The sequence below is a fragment of the Pseudoxanthomonas sp. LjRoot206 genome, from assembly GCF_056175725.1.
The window spans coordinates 297,871-323,567 of sequence record NZ_JBGFFI010000001.1 but is presented as its reverse complement, the minus strand read 5'-3'; the positions used below and the strand labels follow the sequence as shown (position 1 = coordinate 323,567).

At 68.1% G+C, this 25,697-nt stretch carries 32 protein-coding genes and 2 pseudogenes; 23 read left to right on the top strand and 11 right to left on the bottom strand.

Annotated elements, in window-relative coordinates; translation table 11 throughout:
- Nucleotides 1–115: 115 nt before the first annotated feature.
- Both AC04MD_RS01620 and AC04MD_RS01615 read right to left on the bottom strand, forming a co-directional pair.
- Nucleotides 116–643 carry an alpha/beta fold hydrolase gene (locus AC04MD_RS01620; RefSeq protein WP_475495596.1) on the bottom strand — a complete coding sequence of 176 codons (528 nt, stop codon included), beginning with the start codon at nucleotides 641–643 and terminating at the stop codon, nucleotides 116–118.
- Complete coding sequence (locus tag AC04MD_RS01615; RefSeq protein ID WP_475495595.1) at nucleotides 640–1,131, bottom strand: MOSC domain-containing protein; 492 nt, start codon at nucleotides 1,129–1,131, stop codon at nucleotides 640–642. Before AC04MD_RS01615 ends, AC04MD_RS01620 begins: the two co-directional genes overlap by 4 nt.
- Before the next feature lie 79 nt (nucleotides 1,132–1,210).
- On the opposite strand from AC04MD_RS01615, the gene AC04MD_RS01610 reads away from it, so the two are divergent.
- The 4 genes from AC04MD_RS01610 to AC04MD_RS01595 all read left to right on the top strand — a co-directional run bounded on the left by AC04MD_RS01610 (nucleotide 1,211) and on the right by AC04MD_RS01595 (nucleotide 4,575).
- Nucleotides 1,211–1,783 carry an N-acetylmuramoyl-L-alanine amidase gene (locus AC04MD_RS01610; RefSeq protein WP_475495594.1) on the top strand — a complete coding sequence of 191 codons (573 nt, stop codon included), beginning with the start codon at nucleotides 1,211–1,213 and terminating at the stop codon, nucleotides 1,781–1,783.
- Between the two features lie 59 nt (nucleotides 1,784–1,842).
- Nucleotides 1,843–2,757, top strand: a complete 915-nt coding sequence (gene tesB, locus AC04MD_RS01605) for an acyl-CoA thioesterase II (protein ID WP_475495593.1) — start codon at nucleotides 1,843–1,845, stop codon at nucleotides 2,755–2,757.
- A gap of 9 nt (nucleotides 2,758–2,766) precedes the next feature.
- Nucleotides 2,767–3,267, top strand: a complete 501-nt coding sequence (locus tag AC04MD_RS01600; RefSeq protein WP_475495592.1) for a putative signal transducing protein — start codon at nucleotides 2,767–2,769, stop codon at nucleotides 3,265–3,267.
- A 93-nt stretch (nucleotides 3,268–3,360) separates the two neighbouring features.
- Nucleotides 3,361–4,575, top strand: coding sequence for an RNA polymerase sigma factor (locus AC04MD_RS01595; protein ID WP_475495591.1), 1,215 nt, complete (start codon nucleotides 3,361–3,363; stop codon nucleotides 4,573–4,575).
- A 50-nt stretch (nucleotides 4,576–4,625) separates the two neighbouring features.
- On the opposite strand, the pseudogene AC04MD_RS01590 reads toward AC04MD_RS01595, so the two are convergent.
- Both AC04MD_RS01590 and AC04MD_RS01585 read right to left on the bottom strand, forming a co-directional pair.
- Nucleotides 4,626–4,787: pseudogene (locus AC04MD_RS01590) on the bottom strand (EF-hand domain-containing protein); the annotation flags it as partial.
- Nucleotides 4,788–4,838: 51 nt separating this feature from the next.
- A pseudogene (locus AC04MD_RS01585) lies at nucleotides 4,839–5,348 on the bottom strand (calcium-binding protein); the annotation flags it as partial.
- 144 nt (nucleotides 5,349–5,492) lie between these two features.
- Here AC04MD_RS01585 and AC04MD_RS01580 point away from each other — a divergent pair.
- The 4 genes from AC04MD_RS01580 (at nucleotide 5,493) to AC04MD_RS01565 (ending at nucleotide 8,624) form a co-directional block, all read left to right on the top strand.
- Nucleotides 5,493–6,077, top strand: coding sequence for a hypothetical protein (locus AC04MD_RS01580; protein WP_475495590.1), 585 nt, complete (start codon nucleotides 5,493–5,495; stop codon nucleotides 6,075–6,077).
- A 1-nt stretch (nucleotide 6,078) separates the two neighbouring features.
- On the top strand, nucleotides 6,079–6,801 hold the full coding sequence (locus tag AC04MD_RS01575) for an arginyltransferase (protein ID WP_475495589.1): 723 nt from the start codon (nucleotides 6,079–6,081) through the stop codon (nucleotides 6,799–6,801).
- A 132-nt stretch (nucleotides 6,802–6,933) separates the two neighbouring features.
- Nucleotides 6,934–7,329, top strand: a complete 396-nt coding sequence (locus AC04MD_RS01570) for a hypothetical protein (RefSeq protein WP_475495588.1) — start codon at nucleotides 6,934–6,936, stop codon at nucleotides 7,327–7,329.
- 95 nt (nucleotides 7,330–7,424) lie between these two features.
- Nucleotides 7,425–8,624: an endonuclease/exonuclease/phosphatase family protein gene (locus tag AC04MD_RS01565; RefSeq protein WP_475495587.1), complete on the top strand. Its 1,200-nt coding sequence runs from the start codon at nucleotides 7,425–7,427 to the stop codon at nucleotides 8,622–8,624.
- On the opposite strand, the gene AC04MD_RS01560 is transcribed toward AC04MD_RS01565, so the two are convergent.
- Nucleotides 8,614–8,919: a hypothetical protein gene (locus AC04MD_RS01560; RefSeq protein WP_475495586.1), complete on the bottom strand. Its 306-nt coding sequence runs from the start codon at nucleotides 8,917–8,919 to the stop codon at nucleotides 8,614–8,616. The two genes, AC04MD_RS01565 and AC04MD_RS01560, sit on opposite strands and share 11 nt — an antisense overlap.
- 10 nt (nucleotides 8,920–8,929) lie before the next feature.
- Nucleotides 8,930–10,114, bottom strand: a complete 1,185-nt coding sequence (purT, locus tag AC04MD_RS01555) for a formate-dependent phosphoribosylglycinamide formyltransferase (protein ID WP_475495585.1) — start codon at nucleotides 10,112–10,114, stop codon at nucleotides 8,930–8,932.
- A 127-nt stretch (nucleotides 10,115–10,241) separates the two neighbouring features.
- Here purT and AC04MD_RS01550 point away from each other — a divergent pair, with 127 nt between their 5' ends.
- The 8 genes from AC04MD_RS01550 to AC04MD_RS01515 are packed head-to-tail and all read left to right on the top strand — an operon-like array spanning nucleotide 10,242 to nucleotide 14,059.
- A complete protein-coding gene (locus AC04MD_RS01550) occupies nucleotides 10,242–10,364 on the top strand; it encodes a hypothetical protein (protein WP_475495584.1) in 123 nt (40 codons plus the stop codon).
- A gap of 21 nt (nucleotides 10,365–10,385) precedes the next feature.
- The gene (locus AC04MD_RS01545; protein ID WP_475495583.1) at nucleotides 10,386–11,249 is read left to right on the top strand and encodes an SPFH domain-containing protein; all 864 of its coding nucleotides are present in this window, start codon (nucleotides 10,386–10,388) and stop codon (nucleotides 11,247–11,249) included.
- A 15-nt stretch (nucleotides 11,250–11,264) separates the two neighbouring features.
- On the top strand, nucleotides 11,265–11,543 hold the full coding sequence (locus tag AC04MD_RS01540) for a hypothetical protein (protein WP_475495582.1): 279 nt from the start codon (nucleotides 11,265–11,267) through the stop codon (nucleotides 11,541–11,543).
- Nucleotides 11,540–11,737, top strand: a complete 198-nt coding sequence (locus tag AC04MD_RS01535; RefSeq protein ID WP_475495581.1) for a type II toxin-antitoxin system antitoxin — start codon at nucleotides 11,540–11,542, stop codon at nucleotides 11,735–11,737. Before AC04MD_RS01540 ends, AC04MD_RS01535 begins: the two co-directional genes overlap by 4 nt.
- Entirely contained in the window at nucleotides 11,734–11,913 is a 180-nt protein-coding gene (locus tag AC04MD_RS01530) for a DUF4177 domain-containing protein (protein ID WP_475495580.1), read from the top strand. Before AC04MD_RS01535 ends, AC04MD_RS01530 begins: the two co-directional genes overlap by 4 nt.
- A gap of 24 nt (nucleotides 11,914–11,937) precedes the next feature.
- Nucleotides 11,938–12,483 (top strand): PH domain-containing protein, encoded by a 546-nt coding sequence (locus AC04MD_RS01525; RefSeq protein ID WP_475495579.1) that lies wholly within the window; start codon nucleotides 11,938–11,940, stop codon nucleotides 12,481–12,483.
- A gap of 9 nt (nucleotides 12,484–12,492) precedes the next feature.
- Nucleotides 12,493–13,311, top strand: coding sequence for a M15 family metallopeptidase (locus tag AC04MD_RS01520; RefSeq protein WP_475495578.1), 819 nt, complete (start codon nucleotides 12,493–12,495; stop codon nucleotides 13,309–13,311).
- Between the two features lie 28 nt (nucleotides 13,312–13,339).
- Nucleotides 13,340–14,059, top strand: coding sequence for a DUF4328 domain-containing protein (locus AC04MD_RS01515; protein WP_475495577.1), 720 nt, complete (start codon nucleotides 13,340–13,342; stop codon nucleotides 14,057–14,059).
- A 1-nt stretch (nucleotide 14,060) separates the two neighbouring features.
- Here the strand turns inward: AC04MD_RS01515 and AC04MD_RS01510 are convergent, their stop codons facing one another.
- From AC04MD_RS01510 to AC04MD_RS01490, 5 genes are all read right to left on the bottom strand, one after another.
- On the bottom strand, nucleotides 14,061–14,735 hold the full coding sequence (locus AC04MD_RS01510; protein WP_475495576.1) for a DNA-3-methyladenine glycosylase family protein: 675 nt from the start codon (nucleotides 14,733–14,735) through the stop codon (nucleotides 14,061–14,063).
- 4 nt (nucleotides 14,736–14,739) lie between these two features.
- Nucleotides 14,740–15,108, bottom strand: a complete 369-nt coding sequence (locus tag AC04MD_RS01505; RefSeq protein ID WP_475495575.1) for a DUF423 domain-containing protein — start codon at nucleotides 15,106–15,108, stop codon at nucleotides 14,740–14,742.
- Nucleotides 15,109–15,252: 144 nt separating this feature from the next.
- Nucleotides 15,253–16,413 (bottom strand): polyketide cyclase, encoded by a 1,161-nt coding sequence (locus tag AC04MD_RS01500; RefSeq protein ID WP_475495574.1) that lies wholly within the window; start codon nucleotides 16,411–16,413, stop codon nucleotides 15,253–15,255.
- A 240-nt stretch (nucleotides 16,414–16,653) separates the two neighbouring features.
- Entirely contained in the window at nucleotides 16,654–17,295 is a 642-nt protein-coding gene (locus tag AC04MD_RS01495; RefSeq protein ID WP_162109974.1) for a response regulator, read from the bottom strand.
- On the bottom strand, nucleotides 17,292–18,539 hold the full coding sequence (locus AC04MD_RS01490; RefSeq protein WP_475495573.1) for a sensor histidine kinase: 1,248 nt from the start codon (nucleotides 18,537–18,539) through the stop codon (nucleotides 17,292–17,294). Before AC04MD_RS01490 ends, AC04MD_RS01495 begins: the two co-directional genes overlap by 4 nt.
- A 179-nt stretch (nucleotides 18,540–18,718) precedes the next feature.
- On the opposite strand from AC04MD_RS01490, the gene AC04MD_RS01485 reads away from it, so the two are divergent.
- The 7 genes from AC04MD_RS01485 to AC04MD_RS01455 all read left to right on the top strand — a co-directional run bounded on the left by AC04MD_RS01485 (nucleotide 18,719) and on the right by AC04MD_RS01455 (nucleotide 25,584).
- A complete protein-coding gene (locus tag AC04MD_RS01485; protein WP_475495572.1) occupies nucleotides 18,719–19,315 on the top strand; it encodes a GNAT family N-acetyltransferase in 597 nt (198 codons plus the stop codon).
- Complete coding sequence (minC, locus tag AC04MD_RS01480; RefSeq protein WP_475495571.1) at nucleotides 19,312–20,085, top strand: septum site-determining protein MinC; 774 nt, start codon at nucleotides 19,312–19,314, stop codon at nucleotides 20,083–20,085. The genes AC04MD_RS01485 and minC overlap by 4 nt, the downstream gene beginning before the upstream one ends.
- Before the next feature lie 43 nt (nucleotides 20,086–20,128).
- Nucleotides 20,129–20,938 carry a septum site-determining protein MinD gene (gene minD, locus AC04MD_RS01475; RefSeq protein WP_475495570.1) on the top strand — a complete coding sequence of 270 codons (810 nt, stop codon included), beginning with the start codon at nucleotides 20,129–20,131 and terminating at the stop codon, nucleotides 20,936–20,938.
- A 2-nt stretch (nucleotides 20,939–20,940) separates the two neighbouring features.
- Nucleotides 20,941–21,195: a cell division topological specificity factor MinE gene (minE, locus tag AC04MD_RS01470; protein ID WP_055941742.1), complete on the top strand. Its 255-nt coding sequence runs from the start codon at nucleotides 20,941–20,943 to the stop codon at nucleotides 21,193–21,195.
- Nucleotides 21,196–21,237: 42 nt separating this feature from the next.
- On the top strand, nucleotides 21,238–21,723 hold the full coding sequence (locus tag AC04MD_RS01465) for a hypothetical protein (protein WP_475495569.1): 486 nt from the start codon (nucleotides 21,238–21,240) through the stop codon (nucleotides 21,721–21,723).
- Nucleotides 21,724–21,900: 177 nt separating this feature from the next.
- Nucleotides 21,901–23,919, top strand: coding sequence for a M2 family metallopeptidase (locus tag AC04MD_RS01460; protein ID WP_475495568.1), 2,019 nt, complete (start codon nucleotides 21,901–21,903; stop codon nucleotides 23,917–23,919).
- A 66-nt stretch (nucleotides 23,920–23,985) separates the two neighbouring features.
- A complete protein-coding gene (locus AC04MD_RS01455; RefSeq protein ID WP_475495567.1) occupies nucleotides 23,986–25,584 on the top strand; it encodes a trypsin-like serine peptidase in 1,599 nt (532 codons plus the stop codon).
- Nucleotides 25,585–25,697: the final 113 nt, after the last annotated feature.

Sequence of the window (25,697 nt, the reverse complement as noted above, 5' to 3'; positions counted from 1 at the left end):
CGCTGGGACCCATCTTGCTCCTTGCCAGCACTCCAAGGCAGAACCAAGATCAATATGGATGACCCGCCATCCGGCGATTGAACGCCAAGCTTGCGTCGGAATGACGGCAGGGTAGTCAGAGCGTAGCCAGCAACTGCCCGAAGGCTTCCGCTGACGCAGCCACGTGATCGGACAGGCGATGCGAATCGTTGACCAGCAGCAGGCGCGCGCGACGCGGGAATGCCCAGTCGACGACCGCCTGCGCGGGAATCAGTTCGTCGTCCCAGCCATGGATGATGGAAACCGGCACCGCCGCGGCATCGAGCGCCGGCAGCGGCCCCATCGTGATCGGCGGTGCCATCAGGAACAGGCCGCGCACCGGCAGCTCCAGCGAAATGCGGCCGGCGATGTAGGCGCCCAGGCTGGAACCGGCCAGCACCACCGGTCCGCGCGAGGCCGCCGCCTGCGCGAGGCCACGCAAGCGCGCCAGGCGCGCGACGACATCGCCCAGCGAACTGACGTCGCGGCGCGCATCCAGATCGGTGTAGTCGGGACGCTCGTGGCTCCAGCCGAGCCGTTCGGCCACGTCGGCCAGCGCCGTGACCTTGGTCGCGTCCGGACCGCTCTCGAAACCGTGCGACAGGATGCAGTGGCCGCGGATCACAGTGCCTCCACCGTGTCGCCCAGGCGGATCGTGCCGCCTTCGACGATGCGTGCGCACAGGCCGCCATGGCCGCGCATGGCGTTGTAGCCGCCCGGGCCAAGCGCATCTTCCATGCGCGAGCAAGGATCGCAGTCCTCGGTGCCTTCGAACACCGCGTCGCCGATACGGAAGCGGCGGCCCTTCAATGCGACCAGCGGAATGCCCGACACCACCACGTTCCGACGCAGCAGCGACGGCGCGAGATCCGGTCGCTGCGCCAGCGCCGCGATGACCGGCAGGTGCTCGGCCTGGATCAGGGTGATGCCGCGTTTGCCGCTGCCGCCCTTGTAACGGTCGCCGACCAGGCCCGCGCCGGTCTCGGCGTCGACAACCTCGGCGGCGACCATCACCTCGTCGCGCGCCGGCCGCAGGCCGATCCACTCCACCTTGCCGGCGCGCGGCAGGGTGGCCATCAGTTTGGCCAAGGGAGAGTCGGGATTGAGCGGCATGGGAAACCCGCGCGAGGTGGACCTGGAAGGCGCCAGTTTACCGGACCGGGCTGCGGCCCGGTCCTGCTAGCATCCGGCCATGAGCACCGACCTTCCCCTGTTCGCCCGCACCGTCGATACCCTGCCCTACGAGGACAAGCTGGAGGCGCGGCCGCTGGACCAGATCGACCTGGTGGTCATCCATTGCACCGAGCTGCCGGACCTGGCGATGGCGCGCGAGTACGGCGAACGCATCCTGCATGCCTCGGGCACCGGCAACTGCGGCCACTACTACGTTGATCGCGACGGCAGCGTGCATGTGTACGTGCGGCCTGGGCGCATCGCCCATCACGTACGCGGCTACAACCCGCGCTCGGTCGGCATCGAGCTGGTCAACACCGGCCGCTACCCGCACTGGCTCTCCACCGGCAGCCAGACGATGGACGAGCCCTACACCGCCGCGCAGATCGCGTCGCTGCAGGCCCTGCTGGCCGACCTGCAGCGCGAACTGCCCGCACTGCGCTTCATCGCCGGCCACGAGGACCTCGACACCGCCTGCGAGCCGGCGAGCGACGATCCCGACGTCCTCGTCCACCGCAAGATGGACCCCGGCCCGCTGTTCCCCTGGGATGCGGTGCTGCGCAGCACCTCCCTGCAACGCCTGCTGCCCTGACCGGACCGGGTGCGGTCGGCCGCTATAATCGCGGCTTGCCACGTATTCCAGGCCCTGCCGTGCCCGCTCCCGAACCCGTCGTCTCCGAACTGATCGAACTGCTGTCGCTGGAGCGGCTGGAAGACAACCTGTTCCGCGGCCAGAGCCGTGACATCGGCACCAAGTACGTGTTCGGCGGCCAGGTGCTGGGCCAGGCCCTGTCGGCGGCGCAGGCCACGGTGGAAGGCGGCTCCGGCAGCCGGCGCGCGCACTCGCTGCACGCCTACTTCCTGCGTGCCGGCAACATCGAAGCGCCGATCGTCTACGAAGTGGACCGCACGCGCGACGGCGGCAGTTTCTCCGTCCGCCGCGTCACGGCGATCCAGCACGGCCGCGTGGTCTTCTTCTGCGCGGCCTCGTTCCAGGCCGAGGAAGAAGGCGCCGAACACCAGTTATCGATGCCGGAAGTGCCTCAGCCGGAAGACATCGCGCCCGCGCCGCCGGTGCCCGCCGAGGTGATGGCCGCGCTGCCACCCAAGGTGCAGCGCTGGATGTCGCGCCGTGGCCCGTTCGAGTTCCGCCACGTGTATCCGCGCGACGAACTGAATCCGCCCAAGCGTCCGCCGTTCCAGCAGGTCTGGTTCCGCCTCAGCGAACCGGTCGGCGACTCACCGGAGCTGCATCGCGCCCTGCTCGCCTACGCCTCCGACTTCCAGTTGCTGGGCACAGCCACCTATCCGCACGGCATCAGCTACTACCAGCCCAACGTGCAGATGGCCTCGCTGGACCACGCACTGTGGTTCCATCGCCCGTTCCGCGCCGATGACTGGCTGCTGTATTCCATCGACAGCCCCAGCGCGAGCGGTTCGCGCGGCCTGGCGCGCGGGCAGATCTTCGACCGCCAGGGCCGGCTGGTCGCCAGCACCGCGCAGGAGGGCCTGATCCGCGTGGTGCCGGATGCCGAAGCGGCGTCGGCCGTCCCCGCGAAAGACTGAGGAGCCAACATGCGGCAGGTGTTTTCCAGCCAGCGGATCGAGACCGTAGAAGGCGTGGCCAAGCTGCTGACCGATGCCGGCATTCCCGTGCACATCAGCAACGGCCGCTCGTACCACAGCAAGCGCGGCGGGCAGTTCAGCTATACCGAGCCGGTGAAGGCGCAGCTGCAGCCCTCGGTCTGGGTGCGGCACGCCGACGACCAGCCGCGCGCGCGCGAACTGCTGCGCGAGGCCGGCCTGCTGGAAACCACACGCCCCGGCTATGCGTCCACGCTGACGTTCAACAGCCCGCAGGATGCGCCGACGCCGCAGCGTTCGTGGGCCTGGCGCATCCGCCTGATCCTGCTGGCGCTGATCGCGCTGGCGGCCGTCGTGATGTGGATGCGGCGTCCCGTGCCGCCGCCGGCCCCCGTGCCACAGCCCCAGCTGGAGCAGGCGCCGCCTGCCCAACCCGCCCCGGCGGAAGAAGAGGAAGACCGCATCCGCATTCAGCCCGTCAGTGCCGGCTGAGCCAACGGATGACAGGGCGCGCGCCTCGAAAGCCGGTCACATCCTGCGCGCCGGGCCGTCAGGGTCATCGGTTCCCTCGCTGACCCCGATGCCATGAACGCACTCGCCCTCGACCTGATGCTGCAGACCGAACTGCCCGCTGCCACGCGTGGCAGCCAGGAGGCCTACGGCCGCATCGTCCATGCCTGCCAGAACACCGTCACCGCCATCGCCCTGGCGATCACGCGCGACGTGCAGGCCAGCGAGGACATTGCGCAGGAGGCCTTCCTCAAGGCGTGGCAGCAGCTGGACCGGCTGAAGAATAGCGCCAGCTTCCTGCCGTGGCTGCGGCAGATCACCCGCAACCTGGCGCGCGACTGGCTGCGCGCGCAGCACGGCCGGCCGATGTCCGGCGAGGTGGCGGAGATCGCCATCGGCATGGCCGCCGATCCGGACCCGACGCCCGCCGAACGCCTGCTGCAGACGGAAGAGGAACGCGTCGCCACCGAGATCATCTCGTCGCTGCCGGAAGACAGCCGCGAGACCCTACTGCTGTTCTACCGCGAGGGCCAGAGTTCGCAGCAGGTCGCCGACCTGCTCGGCCTCAGTGACGCGGCCGTGCGCAAGCGCCTGTCGCGTGCCCGCGCGATGGTCCGCGACGAACTGCTGCAGCGCTTCGGCGAATTCGCGCGCTCCACCGCCCCGACTGCCGCGTTCACCATGATCGTCATGGGCGGACTGGTCGGCGCGATGCCGGCCGCAAGCGCGGCGACGGTGATCGGTTCGGGCGTGCTGGGCAGTGGACTGGCCGGCAAACTCGGAACCGGCGGACTGACGACCGGCGGTGTTGCCGGCGGCGTGGCAGGCGGTTCGATGGGCGTGATCGTCGAGCAGGTCACCCAGCATCCCGCCGCGCTATGGGGCGCACTGGGCGGCGTGCTCGGCGGCCTCCTCGGTTACGCCTTCACTTGGTGGTATCTGGCGCGCTTCTGCCAGACCGCACAGGAGCGGCAGCAGGTGCGCCGCTTCATGGCGCTCAACACCGTCACCGGCTCCACGTGGCTGTTCTGCCTGATGCTGGCGACGCTGCTGGCGACCGGCTGGCAGGCCATCACGATCACCACGGTCGTGGGTCTGTCCGCGGTCAATTACCAGTACCTCGTGATGCTGCCGCGGATCATGGATCCGATTCTCGCCCATCCCGCCAACCAGCGGCGGCGACGCGGCTACGCCTATCTGCTCGGCAAGCAGGCGATCGTGCTGACCAGCCTGTTCACCGTCGGCGCCATCGCGTTCGTGCTCGTCCGCACGGGTCGTCTGGCCTTCTAGCGGACGCAAGCGCACCGGCCCCGCAGGACCGGTGCGCGATGGGGTATTGCTCAGCGCCGGGTCGGACGACCCGCGGCCAGTTCGTCCTTCGACAGGAAGCCATCCTTGTTGGTGTCGAGCGCATCGAAGCGCTCGGCGAAGCGGCCCTTGTCCTTCACCTCGTCACGCGACAGGCGGCCATCCTTGTTCGCGTCCAGCGCGGTGAAGCGCTCGTCCATGCGCGCCTGCATGCGCTGCTGGAACTCGGCGCGGCGCGCAACGTCGGCCTGGTCGATCTCGGCGCGGGTGAGCTTGCCGTCCTTGTCGGCATCGGCCTTGGCGAACCATTCGTCACGGCGCTGCTTGCCGCGCAATTCGCGGTCGGCGCGGTCGATCACGCCATCCTTGTTGACGTCCATCGTGTCGAAGCGTTCGGCGAAGCGTGGCTGCGCGGCGGCTTCCGCCTTGCTGATCCGGCCATCGCCGTCGGTGTCGAGCTTCTTGAAGCCGTCGCCATGGCGCTGACCGCCGTGGCGGCCGTGGCCGCGCATGCCCTTGCGCTGCGGACGCTCGTCGGCGCTCAGCGTGCCGTCGCCGTTCTTGTCCAGGTCGGCGAAGCGTTCCGCGAGGCGCGGGTTCGCGGCCGCTTCGGCCTTGTCGATCACGCCGTCGTTGTTCTTGTCGAGGCTGGCGCGCGCGGGCTTGGCGGCATCGCCGGCCTGGGTGGCGGCGAACGCGGATCCGGCGCCGAGGGCGGCCAGCACGGCCACGAAAAGCAGGGTCTTGCGGTTCATCGTGTTCTCCTGAAGACGCGGCGCCATCTGCGCCACTGCGACGGAAAACGCGCCTGCACCCCGGCGGTTGACGCGCGGACGGACGCATTCAGGCAGCGGACGGTCGCGATCCCCGAGACCCGGGCGCCGCAGTATGCTGGCCGCATGTCACTTCCCCTCGCCCGCGCCCTGTCGATCTTCGGCCACCCGATGCTGGTGCTGCCGATGGCCGTTCTGGCGATCGCGCTCGCGCAGGGCGACGCGCGAACGGCCGCATGGTCCGCAGCAGGCTTCGGCGCATTCGCCGCGCTGGTGATGGGCTATTCGTGGTGGCAGGTGCGCCGCGGCCGCTGGAACCACGTGGATGCCAGCGCGACGCACGAGCGCAGCGCATTGAACCGTTTCCTGCTGGTCGCGCTCACGACGGGCGCAATCCTGGTCGCGTGGCAGGGGAGCCAACCGCTGTTCGCGCTGGGCCTCGCGCTGTCCGGCGCGATGATCCTGGTGGCGATGCTGACGGCGCGCTGGTGCAAGCTGTCGCTGCATCTGGCCTTCATCGTCTTCGCCGCCTGCCTGCTGGGCAAGCTCGGCATCGGCTGGGTGCTGGCGGCGTTGCTGTTCGCATCCGCGGTGGGCTGGTCGCGCCTCGCGTTGCAGCGCCATACGCAACACGACCTGGTCGCGGGTGCGGTGGCCGGTGCGCTGGCAGGCCTGGCGTTCTGGCCGCTCGCCACGCGCTGGACCGGCTGACATGGGCGAGAACACGCAGCCTATCGACGATCTCCGCCTGTTCCATACCGGCGAGCATCCGTGCGGCTACTGGCCCGACCGCGTCGCCCGCGACCTGGTGCTGGACCCGCGCGATCCGCGTCTGCCGCAGCTGTATCCGGATGCGCTGGGCTGGGGCTTCCGTCGTTCCGGCGACATCGTCTACCGGCCGCACTGCCGCCAGTGCCGCGCCTGCGTCGCCGTGCGGATCCCGGTGGCCGACTTCACGCCCGACCGCAGCCAGCGCCGCTGCGCCGCGCGCAACGCGCGCGTCGACACGCGCATCGTCGCCGCACTGCGCGACGAGGAACACCTTACGCTGTACCAGCGCTATCTCGCCGCACGGCATCCGCTCGGCGGCATGGACGATCACGGCGCCAGCGAGTTCGACCAGTTCCTCGTGGGCAGCTGGTCGCGCGGGCGCTTCGTCGAACTGCGCGAGGACGGACAACTGCTGGCGGTCGCGGTGACCGACGTCATTGCCGGCGCGCTGTCGGCGGTCTACACCTTCTACGATCCCGCACTGGAAGCACGCAGCCTCGGCACGCTGGCGATCCTGCGCCAGATCGAATGGGCGCGACGCGACGGCTACGCGCACCTGTATCTCGGCTACTGGATCGATGGCCATCGCAAGATGGATTACAAGCGGCGGTTCGCACCGCTCGAATGCTTCGACGGGCGTGGCTGGGTTCGCGCGAACCTGTGAGTCGGGATGCAGCCGCGCGCTTACTGTGAGGCGCAAATGTGAATAGCAATTTCGTGACCGACTGCACAGAATGTGCCGCCGGCGCGCACGCGCGTCGGCACTGGAACATCCACTCAATCGCCTGGAGCTTTCATGAAGTTCAACATCCTTGCCCTCGTGGCGCTGACCACCCTGGCGCTGGCCGCCTGCAAGCCCGCTGACGAAGCGACCCCGGCCGCCGATGCGCCGGTGGTCGAAGCCCCGGCGGCATCCGGTGACGGTGCCACCGCGCCTGCCGCCGTTGCCGCGACGGCCGACACCGTGGATGCCGGCACCGGCGTCGCCGAATGCGACCAGTACCTGGAGAAGGTCTATGCCTGCATCAGCGACAAGGTGCCGGAAGCCCAGCGCGACATGATGAAGCAGGGCATCGAGCAGTCGAAGGCCAGCTGGTCCGCCGTCACCGACAAGACGGCCCTGGCCGCCCAGTGCAAGACCGCGATGGAGCAGGCCAAGACCGCCTATGCGGCGATGGGCTGCTCGTTCTGAGGTTCCACCAGGCCGACTCGTCGTTAGCCTGCGGCGCCCCGGTTTCCGGGGCGCTTTTTTTTACGCCTGTCACGCGGGCGTGACAGAATCCGCGCATGCGCACTCTCGCCCTCTTGTTCACGATGACGCTCGCCGCCTGCAGCTCGCCCGCAAAGATGGATGAGCCCGCCAGCCGGCAGGCCGCGCCGCTCCGCGTGGCGACCTACAACACCTCCCTGTTCTCCGACGACGTCGGCGGCGTGATCCGGCAGCTCGAAGGCGACGACGCGCATGCGCGCAAGATCGCCGCGGTGCTGCAGAAGGTGCGGCCCGACCTGGTGCTGCTGAACGAGTTCGACTACGACGACGCACATCGCGCCGCCGATCTGTTCCAGCAACGCTATCTCGACGTCGCCCAGCCTGGCGGCGGCGAACCATTGCGGTATGCCCATCGCTACCTCGCGCCGGTCAACACCGGCGTGCCCAGCGGCCTGGATCTGGACCGCAACGGCTCGGTCGGTACCGAGGGCCGCGAACGCGGCAACGACGCCTGGGGCTACGGGCTGCATCCCGGCCAGTACGGCATGCTGGTGCTGTCGCGTTTCCCCATCGACGAGGCGCAGGTGAGGACGTTCCAGCGGTTGCGCTGGAGCACGCTGCCCGGCGCCACCAATCCCGTGGATCCGAGCACGAAGCAGGCGTTCTACCCCGACACGATCTGGAAGCAGCTGCGCCTGTCGTCCAAGTCGCACTGGGACGTGCCGGTGCGCACGCCGGGCGGCGTAGTGCACTTCCTGGTCTCGCATCCGACGCCGCCGGTGTTCGACGGTCCCGAGAATCGCAACGGCATCCGCAACGCGGACGAGATCCGGCTGTGGCGCGAGTACCTCGCGCCGGGCGATGCCGCCTGGCTCTGCGACGACCAAGGGCGTTGTGGTGGCCTGGCGGCCGATGCACGTTTCGTCATCGCCGGCGACCTGAACAACGATCCCGCCGACGGCGATGGACAGCACGAAGCGATCATCGAACTGCTGGAAGACCCGCGGGTGATGCGCATGGCCACGCCACGCAGCGAAGGCGGCGAAGAGACTGCACTCGCCTACGCCGCGAGGGGCCTGCAGCGCCGCGGCGCGCCGGCCCATGTCACCGGTGATTTCGGCCGCCGCAACGGCGCGCTGCGACTGGATTACGTATTGCCGTCCACCGGCTTCAGCCTGACCGGCAGTGGCGTGTTCTGGCCGAAGAAGGATCAGCCGGACGCCGCCATCGCCGATGGCAGCGACCATCACCTGGTGTGGGTGGACGTTACGCTGTAGGTGTGGACGGCGGCGCGGCCGCCACCCGCGGCCCGAAGCCGAACAGCGACTCGTTCTGCGCCGACACGATCATGCGGATCATGCTGCCGGGTACCATCAGTTCCACCTGCATCTCGTTGCCTTCGGCGTCCTTGCCGACCAGCGTCATCTCGGTGAAGGCGCCGCCGGTATCGATCTCCTTGCAGAAGAGATGCGGACCGTCGGCCTGGCCGGTCAGGTAAGGCTTGATCGCCTCGCCCAGCGCTTCCAGTGCCTGCGGGAAGAAGAACACGGCATAGCCGGTATTGCCGTTCATGGCGTGTCCCTCATTCCAGCGTGATGGTGATGGCGGCGCTCGCATCGCGCGCCATGGCTCGCGCGGTGTCGATGTCATCCGCGCGCGCGAGCGTCACGCCGACGCGACGATGCCCTTCCACGTGCGGCTTGCCGAACAGGCGCAGGGCGGTGTCGGGCGTGGTGAGTGCGCCCTCGACGTTGCCGAACACCGGCACGCCATGGCCATGCGCCAGCATCGCGCAGGAGGCGGACGGACCGCTCTGCCGGATCGCCGGGATCGGCAGGCCGAGGATGGCGCGTGCATGCAGCGCGAACTCCGACAGCTCCTGCGACACCAGTGTCACCAGGCCGGTGTCGTGCGGGCGCGGCGAGACTTCGCTGAACCAGACGTCGTCGCCCTTCACGAACAGCTCCACGCCGAACAGGCCCCAGCCGCCAAGGTCGTCGGTGACGGCACGGGCGATCTGCTGTGCACGCTCCAGCGCACGCGGCGACATCGGCTGCGGCTGCCAGCTCTCGCGGTAATCGCCGTCCTTCTGCCAGTGGCCGATGGGATCGCAGAACGCGGTGCCGCCGGCATGGCGCACCGTCAGCAGGGTGATCTCGTAGTCGAAGTCGATGAAGCCTTCGACGATGCAGCGGCCTGCGCCGGCACGGCCGCCGGTCTGGGCGTAGTCCCAGGCCGCATCGATGTCGGCCTCGCCGCGCAGCGTGCTCTGGCCCTTGCCGGAGGACGACATCACCGGCTTCACCACGCAGGGCAGGCCGATCGCCTGCACCGCTTCACGGTATTCCTCGCGCGTATCGACGAAACGGTACGGCGACGTGGGCAGGCCCAACGTCTCGGCGGCCAGGCGGCGGATGCCTTCGCGGTCCATCGTCAGGCGCGCGGCGCGCGCGGTGGGAATGACACGCGCGGCGCCTTCCGCTTCAAGCGCCACCAGCGTTTCCGTGTGGATGGCCTCGATCTCCGGCACCACGAGGTGCGGTTGCTCGCGGGCGATCAGCGCGCGGATCGCGGCCGGGTCCAGCATGTCGAGGACGTGGGAGCGATGCGCCACCTGCATGGCGGGCGCGTCCGCATAACGGTCGGCGGCGATGACTTCCACGCCCAGGCGCTGCAGCTCGATGGCCACTTCCTTGCCCAGTTCGCCCGACCCCAGCAGCAGGACGCGGGTGGCGAACGGAGACAGTGGGGTTCCAAGAGTGGTCATGCGCGGGCGTCCGGAAAGGGGGCGCCAGTGTAACGGGGCCGCCGACGAGCGGCGGCGGCCCCTCGTTGACATCTGATATCAAATTGATATCTTTTCAGTCATCGCAGGCCAGCCCAGGGGAACCGCCATGCTCCACGTGATCCACCAGATCCAGCGCCGCTGGCCCTCCCGGGCGCATCGGGTCGTTCCCGGCCTGCTCCTCCTCTCCGTTGCCCTGCTTGCCGCAGGCGCCGGCCTGTCGCTGCTGTGACCCTGCCCTGAGACCAAGACCATGAAAGAGAACGCCAAGTCGTCGTTGCCCGGAATCCCGACCCTGCTCGGCCTGCTGGTGCTGGGCCTGGGGGTCATCGCCCTCTTCCTCACGGGCGCGGCGGACAAGCAGCCCGCTTACATGGGCGTGGCCGCCCTGCTCGGCTTCGTGCTCATGTTCCTGATGGCCGGGCTGTACAAGCTGGAACCCAACCAGTCGGCCGTGCTCAGCCTGTTCGGCAAGTACGTTGGCACGGTGAAGGATAACGGCCTGCGCTGGAACAACCCCTTCCTCAGCAAGCGCAAGGTGTCGCTGCGCATCCGCAACTTCGAGAGCAGCCGTCTGAAGGTCAACGAGCTGGACGGCAGCCCGATCGAGATCGCCGCCGTGATCGTGTGGCAGGTGGTCGACTCGGCGGAGGCCGTCTTCAACGTCGACGACTACGAGAGCTTCGTGCACATCCAGTCCGAATCCGCGCTGCGCGCGATGGCCTCCAGCTACCCGTACGACCAGCACGAGGAACGTCAGATCGCCCTGCGCAGCCATCCGCACGAGATCTCGCAGCACCTGCAGGAGCAGATCGCCGAGCGCCTCGGCAAGGCCGGCGTGGACGTGATCGAAGCGCGCATCAGCCACCTCGCCTACGCCCCCGAGATCGCGCAGGCCATGCTGCAGCGCCAGCAGGCCAATGCGGTGATTGCAGCACGCACGCGCATCGTCGCCGGTGCGGTCGGCATGGTCGAGATGGCGCTGGCCGAACTGCAGAAGAACGACGTCGTAAAGCTGGACGAGGAACGCAAGGCGCAGATGGTCAGCAACCTGCTGGTCGTGCTGTGCGGCGAGCGCGGCACCCAGCCCATCGTCAACACCGGTTCCATCTACTGACGCGGGCGCACCGGCATGCATGCCCTCGTCCCGCTGGTCCTCGCCGTCTCCGGCCTGCCCGCCCTGCTCATCGGTGCGTGGATGAGCCGGGCGAACGACGACCGTTCGCGCGGCCTGGCCCTGCACTGGGTGCTGGTGGGGCTGGCGATCCAGGCCGGTGCCGTCGGCGTCTACTGGGCCGGCGATGACGACAGGATCGCGCAGGGCATCGTGATCGCGATGGTGGTGCTGGTGAACGCACTGATCGTGTCGATGGTGCTGCAGCTGCGCCGCCGGAACAGGAAAGCCCCGTGAGCGAGAAGCAGGACAAGAAGGCCTATCCGTTGCGCATCAACGCCGAGGTATTGACGGCGGCACAGCGGTGGGCGGACGACGAACTGCGATCGCTCAATGCCCAGATCGAATACGTGCTGCGCGACGCGCTGCGCAAGGCCGGGCGGCTGCCTAAGGGTGGCGCCCCAGACACCGACAAGAAGGAATCGCCATGAACCATCGCTGGAGCCACAAGGTCGTCGAAGTCCCGTACAGGATGTTCGCCGGCAAGCTCACCGACCGCATCCAACAGGAAATGGACAAGATGAGCGCGCAGGGATGGGAGCTGGTCAGCACCCTCTTCATCGAGCACGAGATCTCGGTGCGGCTGTTCTTCAAGAAGCCTGCCTGACCCCCATCCTGACGGAGCCCACCCATGCAGCATCCGCAGGAGTTTCCCGTCGCCCCGCTGGCATCCCACGCGGCCTGGTGGCTGTGGCTGCCGATGCTCGTCGCGACCGCCGGCGTCATCGTGGCGATGACGATGGAGTCGCGTACGTCGCCACCAGCCGCTGCATGGCTCGCGGTCCCGTTCGTCCTGGCCATCGGCGTGGTGCTGACGCTCGCCCTGCGGCGCAGGCAGATCGTGCTGGACAACCGCGAGTTGCAGGTGCGCGCCACGTTCTATACGAAGAAGCTGCCGGTGGAAGCCATCGACCTGGACAAGGCGCGCGTGCTGAGCCTGGAAGAACATACCGACCTGGCGCCGATGCTGAAGACCAACGGCTTCGGCCTGCCGGGTTTCAAGGCCGGTCATTTCCGCCTGCGCAACCTCACCAAGGCGTTCTGCCTGGTCACCGATCGGACCCACGTCCTCACCCTGCCCCTGCGCGAAGGTGGCATGGTGTTGCTGAGCCCGGCGCGACCGGCCGACCTGCTGGCACGACTCCGCGAACTGGCGACACCCGTCCCGCATCGCTAAGCTGCGGGCATGCGACGCCTGCCCACCCGCGCCCTCAAGACTCTGCTGCTCAACACCGCGCAGATCGAGCTATGGCCGGCCGACGTGCTGCGCGTGCGCAGCAATGCCGATGCGCGTGCGCTCGCCGGCGCGCACACCGTCCTGCGCCGCAAGCAGGACGGGCGCTACCTGGCCGCGGTGTCGGCGCAGGCGGTTCACCCGCTGGTTGCAGGCCTCTCCCGCGAGCCCGGACTCGACGACGCCTGGGACGCACTGGACCGGCTCGAAGGTGCTGCACGCGGCTTCGACACGGATGCGCAGGGCGCGCTGCCGCTGCATGCGCTGCAGGAGCGGCTGCACGGACTGGGATTGGACGATCGCTACAGCGAACGCACCGGCCTGACGCTGGTCGCCGAGCCGGCCGCGCTGGTGTTCGCCGGCCGCGACCGCTACCGCAGGCCGCTGTGGCTGACGGCCGCGGCCGCGCGCGCCTGGCTGGCGATGCAGCGCGCCGCGCAGGTGGACGGCGTCATCCTCGAGGCGATCTCCGGTTACCGCAGCCACGACTACCAGCTCGGCATCTTCGCGCGGAAGCTGGCGCGCGGGCAGACGGTGGAGCAGATCCTCACCGTCAACGCCGCGCCGGGCTACAGCGAACACCACGGCGGACGCGCGCTCGACGTCGGCACGCCGGGCGAGCCGCCGGCCGAGGAATCGTTCGAAGCCACCACCGCCTTCGCCTGGCTCACCCGTCGCGCCGGCGACTTCGGTTTCGCCATGAGCTATCCGCGCGACAACCCGCACGGCATCGTTTACGAGCCGTGGCACTGGTGCCACGGTCCAGCCTGATGCTGCGAACCCACCCAGGGGTTTGATGATGGATCAACCGTACCGGCCGCCGGCCGCCGAACTGACGCAGGTCGACGACGGCGCGCGCCGCCGTCCATTTCGGGACGCGACTATGCTCACCCGCACCGTCATGGGCCTGCTAATTGCAGGCTCGACGATCTCGGCGGCGGCGATCGTTGTCTATCTCGTACAGAACGCCGTGCTCGGCGAAGTGGTGGCCGGCCTGCGCGACTACGACGACACACCGTTCCCCCTGCTGATCGCCATGGTCGGCACCGGCCTGCTGCAGTTGCTGGTCACCTTGACCAGCTACGTTGTGATCGGCATGTGGCTCTATCGCATGTGCTGGAACGCCCATAGTCTTGCTGGCGCCTGGCAGATGACGGTAACGCCCCGCTGGTCGGTGCTCTGGTACTTCATCCCGTTCGCCAACCTGTGGATGCCGTTCGTCGCGATGCGTGAAACATGGAAGGCCAGCGCGGCGCCGGATAACGTGGCGAATGCGCGCAGCCATCCCATGATCCCCCTGTGGTGGGCACTGTGGTTGGTGACGGGCGTCCTGTCTTGGGCTGCGATGCGGGCCGGGCTGACGAGCAACGATGCCCAGGACGAAATCGATGGCAACGTCGCGATGATCGCCAGCGACGCGGGCAACATCGTGCTCAGCCTGTGCCTGCTGTTCGTCGTACGGCGCCTTTGGCACCTGCAGCAGGAAGCGCATGCGCATCGCGGGGCGCAGGGAGCTTGACTCAGTCCTGCGACCGCTTCGTCGGCGCCTTCGCCTCGGTCCCGGCGTCGGCGATACGCCACAGGTACTGCGCCGCATACGTGCGGTAGGGGCCCCACCTCTCGCCGCGCGCCGCCAGCTCCTTCGGCGTCGGCATGACGTCCAGTCGGTCGACGAACTGCGCGCCCTTGCGCACGCCGAGGTCATCGATCGGCAGCACGTCGGGGCGGCCGAGCCGGAACATCAGCATCATCTCCACCGTCCAGCGGCCGATACCGCGCACGGGCACCAGTGCAGAGACGATCTCGTCTTCGTGCATGGTCGACATCTGCCGCAGCGTGGGGATCTCGCCGCGCTGTTCGCGCATTGCGAGATCCCGCAGCGCCAGCGTCTTGTTGCCGGATACGCCGCAGGCGCGCAGCGCCACGTCGTCGATGCGCCCCAGCGTGTCGACGTGCAGGCGCGTGCTGCCGATGGCCGCCTCCACGCGTCCCACGATGGTGGTCGCGGCCTTGCCGCTCAACTGCTGGTAGAGGATGGCCCGTGCCAGCGCGTCGACCGGGTCGAAGGTCTTCTTCCACGTCGGCTGCGGCTCGATGTAGCCGATCCGCTTCATCCACGTGCCGAGCTTGCGGTCGCGCCGGCTCAGATGCTCCCAGGCCTGCTCGGTGTCGAAGCCGCGCGTGTGCCGTGGCATGGCGTCAGCGGCGGATGGCGTCGATCGCCCACACCACCCAGCCGAGCATCAGGGCGATGCCACCGGCGGGCGCCAGACGCGTCGGCAAACCGAACAAGGCGCCTCCCACCAGGCTGCCCGCAAACAGCAGCGTGCCCAGCAGCAACAGGCAGAGCGCGGCCTTGCCCATGCGCCGCGTGGTGCCGGGGGTCAGCGCGGCGAGCGCCAGTCCGTGGCCGAAGGCGAACAGCGCGGCGGTCTGCACATGCGACTGCGCCTGCTCCGCGGCGACCCCGTGCGAGGCGTACGCCGACAGGCCGACGGCGACCGCGGCGAGCAGACCACCGGCAAGCGCCAGGAAAGAGGGTTTGCGTTGGCGTCGATCGTAGTTCATCGGCTCAGCGGTCCCGGAATCGGGCGGGCATCCTGCCAGCGGCGGACGCCACGCCGCGGAACCCGAACCCCACAAACGCAACGCGCCGCATGAAGCGGCGCGTTGGCGTGGAGCGGGACATCCGGGACGGGCGTCCGGGAAGGTTTACTGCTTGACAGCCCAGTAGATGTCGAACTTGCCGGTCGCCTCGAACGAGCCATCGACACCCGACTTCCACGACTCGTACGGACGGTCGACGACTTCGTGGCCGGCGGTGACCGCCCAGGCACGCAGCGCATTGCGCTGGTTGTCGAGCTCGGCCATGTAGCCGGTATAGCTGGCGAACGCCGCCTTGCGGGCTTCGGTGCGGACGTACTCGACCGGGGCGCCCGACGGGATGGTGACCTTCAGCTCGCCCGTCGACGCGACCGGCGTCTCCGGCGGGGTGACCGGCGCGGCGGCAGCGGCGGCCGCTTCCGCCTTGGCGGCGGGGCTGGCCTTGCGGACCGGCTGGGCGATGTCGAACGCGTACTTCTCGGCGCCGAAGTCGGTGGTGATGATGCGCAGCGGGCCAGCGGCGATCAGGCCGTTGGCGTCCATCACGCGCTTGATCCATTCCTGGTTCTGCTTGATCGAGCCCTTGATGGCGTCGTTGGTGCGGTCGATGTTGCCGGCGGTGACGACCAGCAGGTCCTCGGACGGCACGTCGACGACCTTCAGGCCGGTCAGCGGGCTGCCTTCGGTGCGGTAGTCGAAGTTCGGCACGGTGGCCAGCATGTTGGTCAGCTTGCCCAGGCCCGCCTTGACGGCGTCGCCGACGTGGCGGCTGACGTACATGCCGGCATAGCGGCCGAGCAGGTTGAAGCCGTAGGTCACCTGGTAGCTCTGGGTGATCTTGACGTTGCGGTTGTCCTTGCCGGTCGGCTGCAGGTCGAACACGGACTGCTTGTCCGAACCCATGCGCTTGTCGGTGATCGCGTAGACGATCTTGCCGGCGGCACCCGGCGAGGCGGGACGTTCGCTGGCGGTGATTTCCCAGCTGCCCTGGCCCCAGGCGGGATTGGCGGAATTGAAGTCCACCTTGGCGCCGACACCCGTGTTGTCTTCGCCGCCGGAATAGCTCAGTTCGTTGGCCGCGCTCGGGATCAGCGGGTTCCAGTCCTTCATCCGGCGCACGTTGTTCAGCGTGTCGAACACGATGGTCATGCGGCGGTTGGTCTCGACGCTTTCCTGCAGCGAGCGCGAGGACGGCAGGACCAGGCCGATCACCAGAAACAGCGCCAGAACCAGCGCCAACGCAATCACGAACTCGATCAAACGGGTCATTCAGGAGTCTCCGGGGGCCGGTGCCGCGGCCGTGAAAAAAATGCACCGCGCATCCTAGCAGGGTTGCAGGGCTTCGCGCAGCCCATCTGACACCGGTTGGCCGCCCGATTCCGGCACGTACGCGGGCGCATGCTGCCGGCGTGCCGAGGGCCCTGTTGCGCTGCAACGGCGGGCATTCCGCCGGTTGCGCCGGAGGCGCTCGCGAGGGCCGCCGCGCCGCGCGCGACCGGCTTTTTCGCCTCAGACGAGCTGCAGCTCGAACGCCTTCAACACCGCCCGGGTGCGGTCGCGCACGCCGAGCTTGGAGAGGATGTTGGAGACGTGGTTCTTGATGGTGCCTTCGGCCACGCCCAGCGAGTTGGCGATCTCCTTGTTGGAGAAGCCGCTGGCCATCAGGCGCAGGATCTCGGTCTCGCGGTCGGTCAGCGGATCGGGGCGATCCAGGCTGACGAACTCGTTGCGCATGTGCTCCAGTCCCGACAGCAGGCGCTGGGTCACGGCCGGCTGCACCAGCGAACCGCCGTCGGCGACCGTGCGGATGGCACCGACCAGTTGCTCCAGCGACACGTCCTTCAGCAGGTAGCCCTTCGCCCCCGCCTTCAGTCCGGCGAGTACCAGCTGGTCGTCGTCGAACGTCGTCAGGATGATGGTGGGCGGCAGCTGGCCGGCCCTCGCCAGTGCCTGCAGGGCTTCCAGGCCGGACATCACCGGCATGCGCATGTCCATCAGCACCACGTCGGGCTTGACCTGCGGGACCAGGTCCACGGCCTGCTTGCCGTCCGCGGCTTCGGCCACGACCTCGATGCCGTCGTCCAGCGCCAGCAGGGAGCGGATGCCCTGGCGTACCAGGGTTTGATCGTCGACCAGACAGACACGGATCACAGGGGTCCTCCGGAGCTGAGCTCGGGTGTGGGTTCGGGTTCGGGTTGGGGAACGGAAAGGGGGGCGAGCGCGGGTGCGGCTTCGCTGACCGGCAGGGCGATGTGCAGGCAGAAGCCCTTCCCCGCCTGCGTCTCGATGCGCAGCTCGCCGCCGTACTGGGCCAGGCGCTCGCGCATGCCGGTCAGGCCATTGCCTGCGACCACGTGCGGGCTGCCGGCACCGTCGTCGCGCGCGTCGATCCGGATCCTCGTCCCGTCCCGCCGGCAATGCAGCCACAGGTGGCGGGCGCCGGCGTGGCGCACCGCGTTGGTGATGATCTCCTGCGTGCAGCGGAGCAACACGTGCGCCCGGTGCGGATCCTCGAGGGTCAGGGGCTCCTCGATGTCCATGTGGATGGACAGCGACGGCACCTTCTCGGCCAGTGGCAGCAGGGCGGCGCCCAAGTCGATCGAGCCGCTGTCGCGCAGCTGGCTGACGGCCTCGCGCACGTCGGTCAGCAGCAGGCGGGCGAGTGTATGCGCCTGCCGCACGTGCTCCTGCGCGCGCCCTTCGGTCATGTGGCCGGCCACTTCCAGGTTCAGGCTGAGCGCGGTCAGGTGATGCCCCAGCAGGTCGTGTAGCTCGCGCGAGATGCGGGTGCGTTCGTTGACGCGGGCGCTTTCGGCCAGCAGCACGCGGGTGGCCCGCAACTCGGCGTTGAGCCGGCGCTGTTCCTCGCGGGCCTGCGCCTGCTGGCGCGCCACGTAGGTGGTGATCAGCACGAAGGCCGAGAAACCCACGTAGAACATCGACTGGAAGAGGGCCTCCCAGAAGTTGAAGTCGTCGCGCGCCATGAACGACGGCACCAGCAGCACGTGCGCCGCCAGCAGCCAGGCCACGGCGAAACGCAGCTCCAGCAGCCACGGCAGCACGCCGGCCATGATCAGCAGCAGTACCGCGCCCAGCCCGGTCTGGGTGTAGAACCCCACGCCGATCGCGGTCGCCGTCAGCACCATCGCCAGCGGTACGTTCCACCCCAGAGGCAGGCCGTCCCGCCGCCCGTCGAGGGCTCGTGTCGCGAGCCAGTACACGCAGCCGAAGCTGAAGTAGCACACCGCCGTCAGTGGCAGGTTCACGCCATGCCCGTCCGTACCGCTCGACGGCGGCAGCACCCACACGTTCAGGATGATGGGAATCCCCACCAGGGCCCACGTGTAGAGGCCTGCGGCGCGCAGCAGGCGGGTATGGCTCAGTCGTCCCAGCATCCGGGCATCTTAGGCGGAATCGCCTTCGCCCATGTCCCAACTAAAGTCATGCCGTCGTTGGAACGAGGATAGACGGGTTCATCCCCGGCTCACCCGCCGCCTCGCCCCGTGCTGCGGCACCATGCGATAATCCGGCCTTGGCCATGCGCCACCCTGCAAGACCCGTTCGGAGTCAGGTAATGTCGATTGTCATCCGCGACGTGCGCGAGCACGAGCTGGATTCCGTCCTAGCCCTCAACAACAATGCCGGCCTGGCGATCCTGCCACTGGATTCGGCCAAGGTCCGCCGCTTCTACGAGACGGCCGAATACTTCCGCGTCGCCGAGCGCGACGGCAACCTCGCCGGCTTCCTCGTCGGCTTCGGCTCCGGCACCGCGCACGACAGCAGCAACTTCGCCTGGTTCCGTGAGCGTTATCCGCAGTTCTTCTACATCGACCGCATCGTCGTGGCCAGCCGCCGCCGTGGCGGCGGCGTGGGCCGCGCGTTCTATGCCGACGTGCAGAGCTTCGCCGAGCTGCGCTACCCGCAGCTGGCCTGCGAAGTCTTCCTCGACCACGGCGCCGACCCGGCCCTGCTCTTCCATGGCAGCTTCGGCTTCCGCGAAGTTGGCCAGAACGTCATGGCCGAGGCGGAAGTCCGCGCCAGCATGCTGATGAAGGAACTCTGCAGCTATCCGTGGGTGCGCGACACCTACGGCGACGCCCTGCCCGACCTGCCGTGGGCCCGCACCCGCCTGCTGGCCGACGCCGGCGCGCAACGGCCGACCGGTACATGAGCGTGACGCGAGCCCCCATGGACTACGAACAGGCCGGCGAACTGAAGATCGGCCAGGTCGGCATCGCCAACCTCCGCATCCGCACCCTCGACGTCGACCAGCTCATCCGCGAGATGCGCGAACGCGTCGAGCGCGCACCCAAGCTGTTCGGCCGCGCGGCGGTGATCGTCGATTTCGGCGGCCTGACGCGCGTGCCCGACGTCGAGACCGCGCGTGCATTGATCGACGGCCTGCGCGGTGCGGGCGTCCTGCCGGTGGCGCTGGCCTACGGCACCCGCGACACCGAGACCCTGTCCGAGCAACTCGGCCTGCCCCTGCTGGCAAAGTTCCGCGCGCAGTACGAGACCACAGCCCAGGCGGCGCCCGCCCCTGTCCGTTCCGCACCGGAACCCGCCCCCGCCACGCCGGCCGCCGCCCCGGCCGCGAAGGCCGCGGACAGCAAGCCGGGCCTGGTCCAGAAGACCCCCGTGCGCTCCGGCCAGCAGCTGTATGCCGACAACCGCGACCTGACCGTGCTCAGCACCGTCGGCGCCGGCGCCGAAGTGATTTCCGACGGCTCGATCCACATCTACGGCGCCCTGCGTGGCCGCGCCCTCGCCGGTGCGCGCGGCAATGCCGACGCGCGCATCTTCTGCCGTGAATTCCATGCCGAGCTGGTCGCCGTCGCCGGCCACTACAAGGTGATGGAGGAAGTACCCAAGGAGCTGCGCGGCAAGGCCGTGCAGATCTGGCTGGACCAGGACCAACTCAAGATCGCCGCGCAGGACTGAGCGCGGCACCACCCGAACATAAGAACGACCAAGGAGAACACCGTTGGCTGAAATCATCGTAGTCACGTCCGGCAAGGGCGGCGTCGGCAAGACCACCACCAGCGCCAGCATCGCCTGCGGCCTGGCGCGCCGCGGCAAGAAGGTCGCGGTCATCGACTTCGACGTCGGCCTGCGCAACCTCGACCTCATCATGGGCTGCGAGCGCCGCGTCGTGTACGACTTCGTCAACGTCACCCAGGGCGAGGCCACGCTGAAGCAGGCGTTGATCAAGGACAAGCGCTTCGAGACGCTGTTCGTGCTCGCCGCCTCGCAGACGCGCGACAAGGACGCGCTGACCAAGGAAGGCGTCGAGAAGGTGCTGAAGGAGCTGGACGCCGACGGCTTCGATTACATCGTCTGCGATTCGCCGGCCGGCATCGAGAAGGGTGCGTTCCTCGCCATGTACTTCGCCGATACCGCCATCGTGGTGGTGAATCCGGAAGTCTCCAGCGTGCGCGACTCGGACCGTATCCTCGGCCTGCTGGACTCCAAGACCCGCAAGGCCGAAAACGGCGAAACGCTGAAGCCGCACCTGCTGCTGACCCGTTACAGCCCGTCCCGCGTGGAAGGCGGCGAGATGCTCAGCATCAAGGACGTCGAAGAAGTGCTGGGACTCAAGACACTGGGCGTGATCCCGGAGTCTGGCGACGTGCTCAACGCTTCCAACAAGGGCGAGCCGGTGATCCTGGAGCTGGAGTCGCCCGCAGGCCAGGCGTATGACGACGCCGTGGGCAGGCTGCTGGGTGAGGACCGTCCGATGCGCTTCACCACCGTGGAGAAGAAAGGCTTCTTCAGCAAGCTGTTTGGAGCCTGACCATGGGCATGTTCGATTTCCTCAAGCCGAAGAAAGAAACCGCCTCCATCGCCAAGGATCGACTGCGGATCATCGTGGCGCAGGAGCGGACCACCCGTGGCGCGCCCGATTACCTGCCGATGCTGCAGCGCGAACTGCTGGAAGTGATCAAGAAGTACGTCAACGTCGACGCCGAAGCGGTCAACGTGAAGCTGATCAAGGAAGGCGAGCACGACGTACTGGATATCTCGGTCTCGCTGCAGGAAGGCAGCGCCTGATCGCCCGGGCGGAGCACCGCTCCGCCCTCTCACGACTCGACCATGGACGTCGTTGCAGACACCGTCGAAGCCGAGGTGATGCGGGTCGCCTCGCTTCCGTTTGCAGCAGCGGCGGCCCTGCTGTCCCGTTACGGCCTGCGGCTGCATCGCGTCGAGGACGGCGCGTCGATTCCCGGCAGTTTCTGGGGTGAACCCGAAGCCGGCGTCATCGCGCACAACGTCTATGTGCGAGACGATACGCCGGTGCATTCGATGCTGCACGAGGCCTGCCACCTGATCGTCCTGCCGCCGGAGCGGCGTGCACAGGTGCATACCGACGCCACCGATTCGGTGATCGAGGAGGATGCCACCTGCTGCCTGCAGATCATCCTCGCCGACGAGCTGCCCGGCATCGGCCGCGCGCGGCTGATGGCCGACATGGATACATGGGGGTATACGTATCGGCTCGGTTCGACCCGGGCGTGGTTCGAACAGGACGCGGAAGATGCAAGGATGTTTCTCAAAGATCTCGGTCTCCCTCATCGCTGACGCTCGCCCTTTGTAGGAGCGCCCTTGGGCGCGATGCTCCCGGCGTGTTGACGGGTCTGTGGGAAGAGCATCGCGTCCAAGGGCGCTCCTACAGGGAAATGCCCTGCGCACTTGCCGCCCCCGCCGCCTCTCACTACCCTTCCGGTTCCTGCGCCCGCGCACCCTGAAGGACGTCCCGTGAAGCATCGCCACCTCCTGCTCGCCCTCGCCGTCGGCGCGAGCGTCGCCACGCTCGCCGCCTGCAAGAAGGACGAGCCTGCCGCCGACACGACCGCTGCACCGGCCGCGCCGAAGGGCGAGACCGCCGACCAGTTCATCGCGCGCGTCAACGACGAGTTCAAGAAGATGTATCCGGAGCTGACCGCCGCGCAGTGGCTGTCCAGCACCTACATCAACGACGACAGCCAGCTGCTGGCCGCCAAGGGCAACGAGCGCTACCTGACCCAGCTCAACAGCTGGATCGAGCAGGCCAAGAAGTTCGAAGGCCAGCAGATGTCGCCCGAGACGGCACGCGCCATCCAGTTGCTGAAGCTGGCCACCGCCATGCCGGCACCGAAGGACCCAGCCAAGCTCGCCGAACTGACCCAGATCGCCACAAAGATGGAAGGCACCTACGGCGCGGGCAGCTATTGCACCGGCGAAGGCGATGCGAAGAAGTGCCGCCAGCTCGGCGAGCTCGAGGACGTGCTGCGCAGCAGCCGCGACTACGACGCGCAGCTCGACGCCTGGCAGGGCTGGCACACCATCGCCCAGCCGATGCGCAAGGACTACACGCGCTTCGTCGAACTGGTGAACGAAGGCTCCAAAGAAATGGGCTTCGCCGATGCCGGCGAAATGTGGCGCAGCGGCTACGACATGACGCCGGCCGAGATCGCGGCCGAAACAGACCGCCTGTGGGGCCAGGTCAAGCCGCTGTACGAGCAGCTGCACTGCTACACCCGCACCAAGCTGCAGGCCACGTATGGCGTGGAAAAGGGCCAGGTCAACGGCCTGCTGCCCGCGCACCTGATGGGCAACATGTGGCAGCAGGACTGGGGCAACCTCTGGGACGTGCTGGAGCCGTACAAGGGTGCCGGCGATCTCAACATCACCGCCGCCCTGGAAAAGCAGTACCAGGCGGACTACCAGGCCGCACTGGCGAAGGCCGGCCCCGGCCCGACCACCGACGCGATGTTCAAGGCCGAACGCGACGCGCAGCTGCAGGTCGCCAGGCAGATGACCGAGCGCGCCCAGGACTTCTACACCAGCCTCGGCATGCCGAAGCTACCCGAGAGCTACTGGTCGAAGACGCAGTTCATCAAGCCGATGGACCGCGATGTGGTCTGCCATGCCAGCGCATGGGACATGAACATGACCGGCGACGTGCGCACCAAGATGTGCATCAAGCCGAACGAGGAAGACTTCACCACGATCTACCACGAGCTGGGCCACGTCTACTATTACCTGGCCTACAACAAGCTGCCGCCGCTGTTCCAGACCGGCGCGCACGACGGCTTCCACGAGGCGATCGGGGACACCATGGTGCTGGCGATGACGCCCGACTACCTGAAGTCGATCGGCATGGTCGATGGCACGGCGCAGAGCAACGAAGCGCTGATCAACAACCAGATGCGCATGGCGCTGGCGAAGGTGTCATTCATGCCGTTCGGCCTGATGATCGACCGCTGGCGCTGGGGCGTGTTCGACGGCAGCATCAAACCGGCCGACTACAACAAGGCATGGTGGGAGCTGAAGGCCAAGTACCAGGGCGTGGCGCCGGCCACCGCGCGCGGCGAGGACTTCTTCGATCCGGGCGCGAAGTACCACGTGCCGGGCAACACGCCGTACACGCGCTACTTCCTGTCGCACGTGCTGCAGTTCCAGTTCTACAAGGGCCTGTGCGACGCGGCCGGCTACAAGGGTCCGCTGTACAACTGCAGCTTCTACGGCAACAAGGCGGCGGGCCAGAAGTTCTGGGCGATGCTGGAGAAGGGCGCCAGCCAGCCGTGGCAGGGCACGCTGAAGGAACTGACCGGCACCGAGAAGATGGATGCCGGCGCGGTGCTGGAGTACTTCGCCCCGCTGCAGGACTGGCTGAAGCAGCAGAACGAAGGCCAGACCTGTGGCTGGCAGGCGTCGGCCACCGCAGCACCGGCGGCACCGCCCGCCAAGGCGTCGGCCACCGCAGCACCGGCGGCACCGCCCGCCAAGTCGTAGTCCACCCCGGGGCGGGCCGATGACGGCCCGCCCTGCTCGACCTTTCCACCTCAAGGACGTCCGTTCATGCGCCGATCCACGGCACGCTACTTTCTCGCCAGCCTGCTGCTGACCAGCGCCTTCGTTGCGCACGCTGCGGTCACCGAAGTCGCAGGCGAGGCCAGCCGCACACCGCTGAAGGCGGCGCCCGCCTGGAAGTTGCCAGCGTTTCCTGCACGCACCGCCACGCCGGTGGGTTATCGCGAAATAGCGCTCGAGCGCCTCGTCGAGCTGGAAAACCGCAACGCCTCGCCACGCGTGAAGGCGACCCAGATCGGCATCGGCCGGCAACTGGCCGGTGAAGGTATCGGCCGCACGACACCGGCGCTGCGCTGGGTGCCGCTCAAGTCCGGCGGCGCCGTAGCCCGCTTGCAGGTCAATTCGCCCGACGCATTGGGCCTGCGCGTGGGTCTGCATGTCACCGGTCTGCACCCGCACGTCGAACTGCGTTTCGGTGGCTCCGATGCGCCGCAACGCGTGGTCGCCGCGATCAGCGGCGCCGAGGCGCGCCAGTCCGCAGACGCGCAAGGGATCTACTGGAGCCCTGCCACCGACGGCATCACCCAGATCATCGAGATCTACCGACCCGCCCATGTCACGGCGGCGCAGGCGCGACTGCAGGCGCCGCAGGTATCGCACCTGCTGGCCAACAGCGCGAACGATTTCAAGATCGTCGAGAAGATCGGCGAATCCGCATCCTGCAACATCGATGCCGTCTGCCGTGTCGACAGCCTGGGTCCCGCATACGTGCAGGCGAAGAACGCCGTGGCGCACATGGTCTTCAACGTCTACACCACGTCCGGCGGCATCTACGGCACCTACATCTGCACCGGCACCCTGCTCAACGACACCACGGCAGCCACGCAGGTACCGTGGTTCTATTCGGCGGACCATTGCTTCGCCGGCGGCAGCGACGGCGTGCCGGTGCAGGACCGCGCCAAGGTCGCGCTCAGCCTCAATACCTATTGGGGCTACGAGAACTCGACCTGCGGTACCAACAACGGCGTACGCGCCAATCCGCTGACCGGCGGCGCCGACGTGATGTTCCATGACGCCAACGTCGATGCCCTGCTGCTGCGCCTGCGCAACGCACCTCCTGCCTCGGCGACGTTCGCCGGCTGGGATGCCAGCCCGCTGGCGGCAAATGCCAACGTCATCGCCCTGCACCACCCGTCCGGCGACGCCAAGAAGTACTCGCGCGGCCAGCACGTGACCGACGTCTACCCGGAGAACTTCACCGTCGGCTGGCTGGAAGGCACCACCGAAGGCGGCAGCAGCGGCTCCGGCCTGTTCACGCTGTACCGCGACAACAGCTACCGCCTGCGCGGTGGCCTGTACGGTGGCAGCGCGAGTTGCGCCAACGCAGGCACGCTCTCCAGCCCAGCCAACCGCGACCACTATTCGCGCCTCGACCTGATCTTCCCGCAGATCAAACAATGGATCGCTGCGGATCCGGTCCGCGAGAACGGTACCCAGCCACTGGTCCGCGCTGCCGGTGCCAGTGCCGTCGCCCAGGGCCAGGGCGCAAGGACATCGCCTGCGGTATCCGCACCGGTAACGACACCGGCCGTGCGCGAGCGCACGCCGCAGGCGACGCCGCTGCGCGCAGGCACGCTCGAGCGCTGAGCGGACCCCTGCATGCCAAGAAAGAAAGGCCGGCCCCATGCCGGCCTTTTTGCTGCGCACGCATCCGCTTCATCGTGGGCACACGCAGCGCATCCAATCTGATGGCGACCTTT

Coding starts and splice junctions, on each gene's coding strand:
- AC04MD_RS01615 (WP_475495595.1), bottom strand. CDS start 1,131: ATGCCGCTCAATCCCGACTCTCCCTTGGCCAAACTGATGGCCACCCTG.
- AC04MD_RS01610 (WP_475495594.1), top strand. CDS start 1,211: ATGAGCACCGACCTTCCCCTGTTCGCCCGCACCGTCGATACCCTGCCC.
- AC04MD_RS01600 (WP_475495592.1), top strand. CDS start 2,767: ATGCGGCAGGTGTTTTCCAGCCAGCGGATCGAGACCGTAGAAGGCGTG.
- AC04MD_RS01595 (WP_475495591.1), top strand. CDS start 3,361: ATGAACGCACTCGCCCTCGACCTGATGCTGCAGACCGAACTGCCCGCT.
- AC04MD_RS01580 (WP_475495590.1), top strand. CDS start 5,493: ATGTCACTTCCCCTCGCCCGCGCCCTGTCGATCTTCGGCCACCCGATG.
- AC04MD_RS01575 (WP_475495589.1), top strand. CDS start 6,079: ATGGGCGAGAACACGCAGCCTATCGACGATCTCCGCCTGTTCCATACC.
- AC04MD_RS01570 (WP_475495588.1), top strand. CDS start 6,934: ATGAAGTTCAACATCCTTGCCCTCGTGGCGCTGACCACCCTGGCGCTG.
- AC04MD_RS01565 (WP_475495587.1), top strand. CDS start 7,425: ATGCGCACTCTCGCCCTCTTGTTCACGATGACGCTCGCCGCCTGCAGC.
- AC04MD_RS01560 (WP_475495586.1), bottom strand. CDS start 8,919: ATGAACGGCAATACCGGCTATGCCGTGTTCTTCTTCCCGCAGGCACTG.
- purT (WP_475495585.1), bottom strand. CDS start 10,114: ATGACCACTCTTGGAACCCCACTGTCTCCGTTCGCCACCCGCGTCCTG.
- AC04MD_RS01550 (WP_475495584.1), top strand. CDS start 10,242: ATGCTCCACGTGATCCACCAGATCCAGCGCCGCTGGCCCTCCCGGGCG.
- AC04MD_RS01545 (WP_475495583.1), top strand. CDS start 10,386: ATGAAAGAGAACGCCAAGTCGTCGTTGCCCGGAATCCCGACCCTGCTC.
- AC04MD_RS01540 (WP_475495582.1), top strand. CDS start 11,265: ATGCATGCCCTCGTCCCGCTGGTCCTCGCCGTCTCCGGCCTGCCCGCC.
- AC04MD_RS01530 (WP_475495580.1), top strand. CDS start 11,734: ATGAACCATCGCTGGAGCCACAAGGTCGTCGAAGTCCCGTACAGGATG.
- AC04MD_RS01525 (WP_475495579.1), top strand. CDS start 11,938: ATGCAGCATCCGCAGGAGTTTCCCGTCGCCCCGCTGGCATCCCACGCG.
- AC04MD_RS01520 (WP_475495578.1), top strand. CDS start 12,493: ATGCGACGCCTGCCCACCCGCGCCCTCAAGACTCTGCTGCTCAACACC.
- AC04MD_RS01515 (WP_475495577.1), top strand. CDS start 13,340: ATGGATCAACCGTACCGGCCGCCGGCCGCCGAACTGACGCAGGTCGAC.
- AC04MD_RS01510 (WP_475495576.1), bottom strand. CDS start 14,735: ATGCCACGGCACACGCGCGGCTTCGACACCGAGCAGGCCTGGGAGCAT.
- AC04MD_RS01505 (WP_475495575.1), bottom strand. CDS start 15,108: ATGAACTACGATCGACGCCAACGCAAACCCTCTTTCCTGGCGCTTGCC.
- AC04MD_RS01500 (WP_475495574.1), bottom strand. CDS start 16,413: ATGACCCGTTTGATCGAGTTCGTGATTGCGTTGGCGCTGGTTCTGGCG.
- AC04MD_RS01490 (WP_475495573.1), bottom strand. CDS start 18,539: ATGCTGGGACGACTGAGCCATACCCGCCTGCTGCGCGCCGCAGGCCTC.
- AC04MD_RS01485 (WP_475495572.1), top strand. CDS start 18,719: ATGTCGATTGTCATCCGCGACGTGCGCGAGCACGAGCTGGATTCCGTC.
- minC (WP_475495571.1), top strand. CDS start 19,312: ATGAGCGTGACGCGAGCCCCCATGGACTACGAACAGGCCGGCGAACTG.
- minE (WP_055941742.1), top strand. CDS start 20,941: ATGGGCATGTTCGATTTCCTCAAGCCGAAGAAAGAAACCGCCTCCATC.
- AC04MD_RS01465 (WP_475495569.1), top strand. CDS start 21,238: ATGGACGTCGTTGCAGACACCGTCGAAGCCGAGGTGATGCGGGTCGCC.
- AC04MD_RS01455 (WP_475495567.1), top strand. CDS start 23,986: ATGCGCCGATCCACGGCACGCTACTTTCTCGCCAGCCTGCTGCTGACC.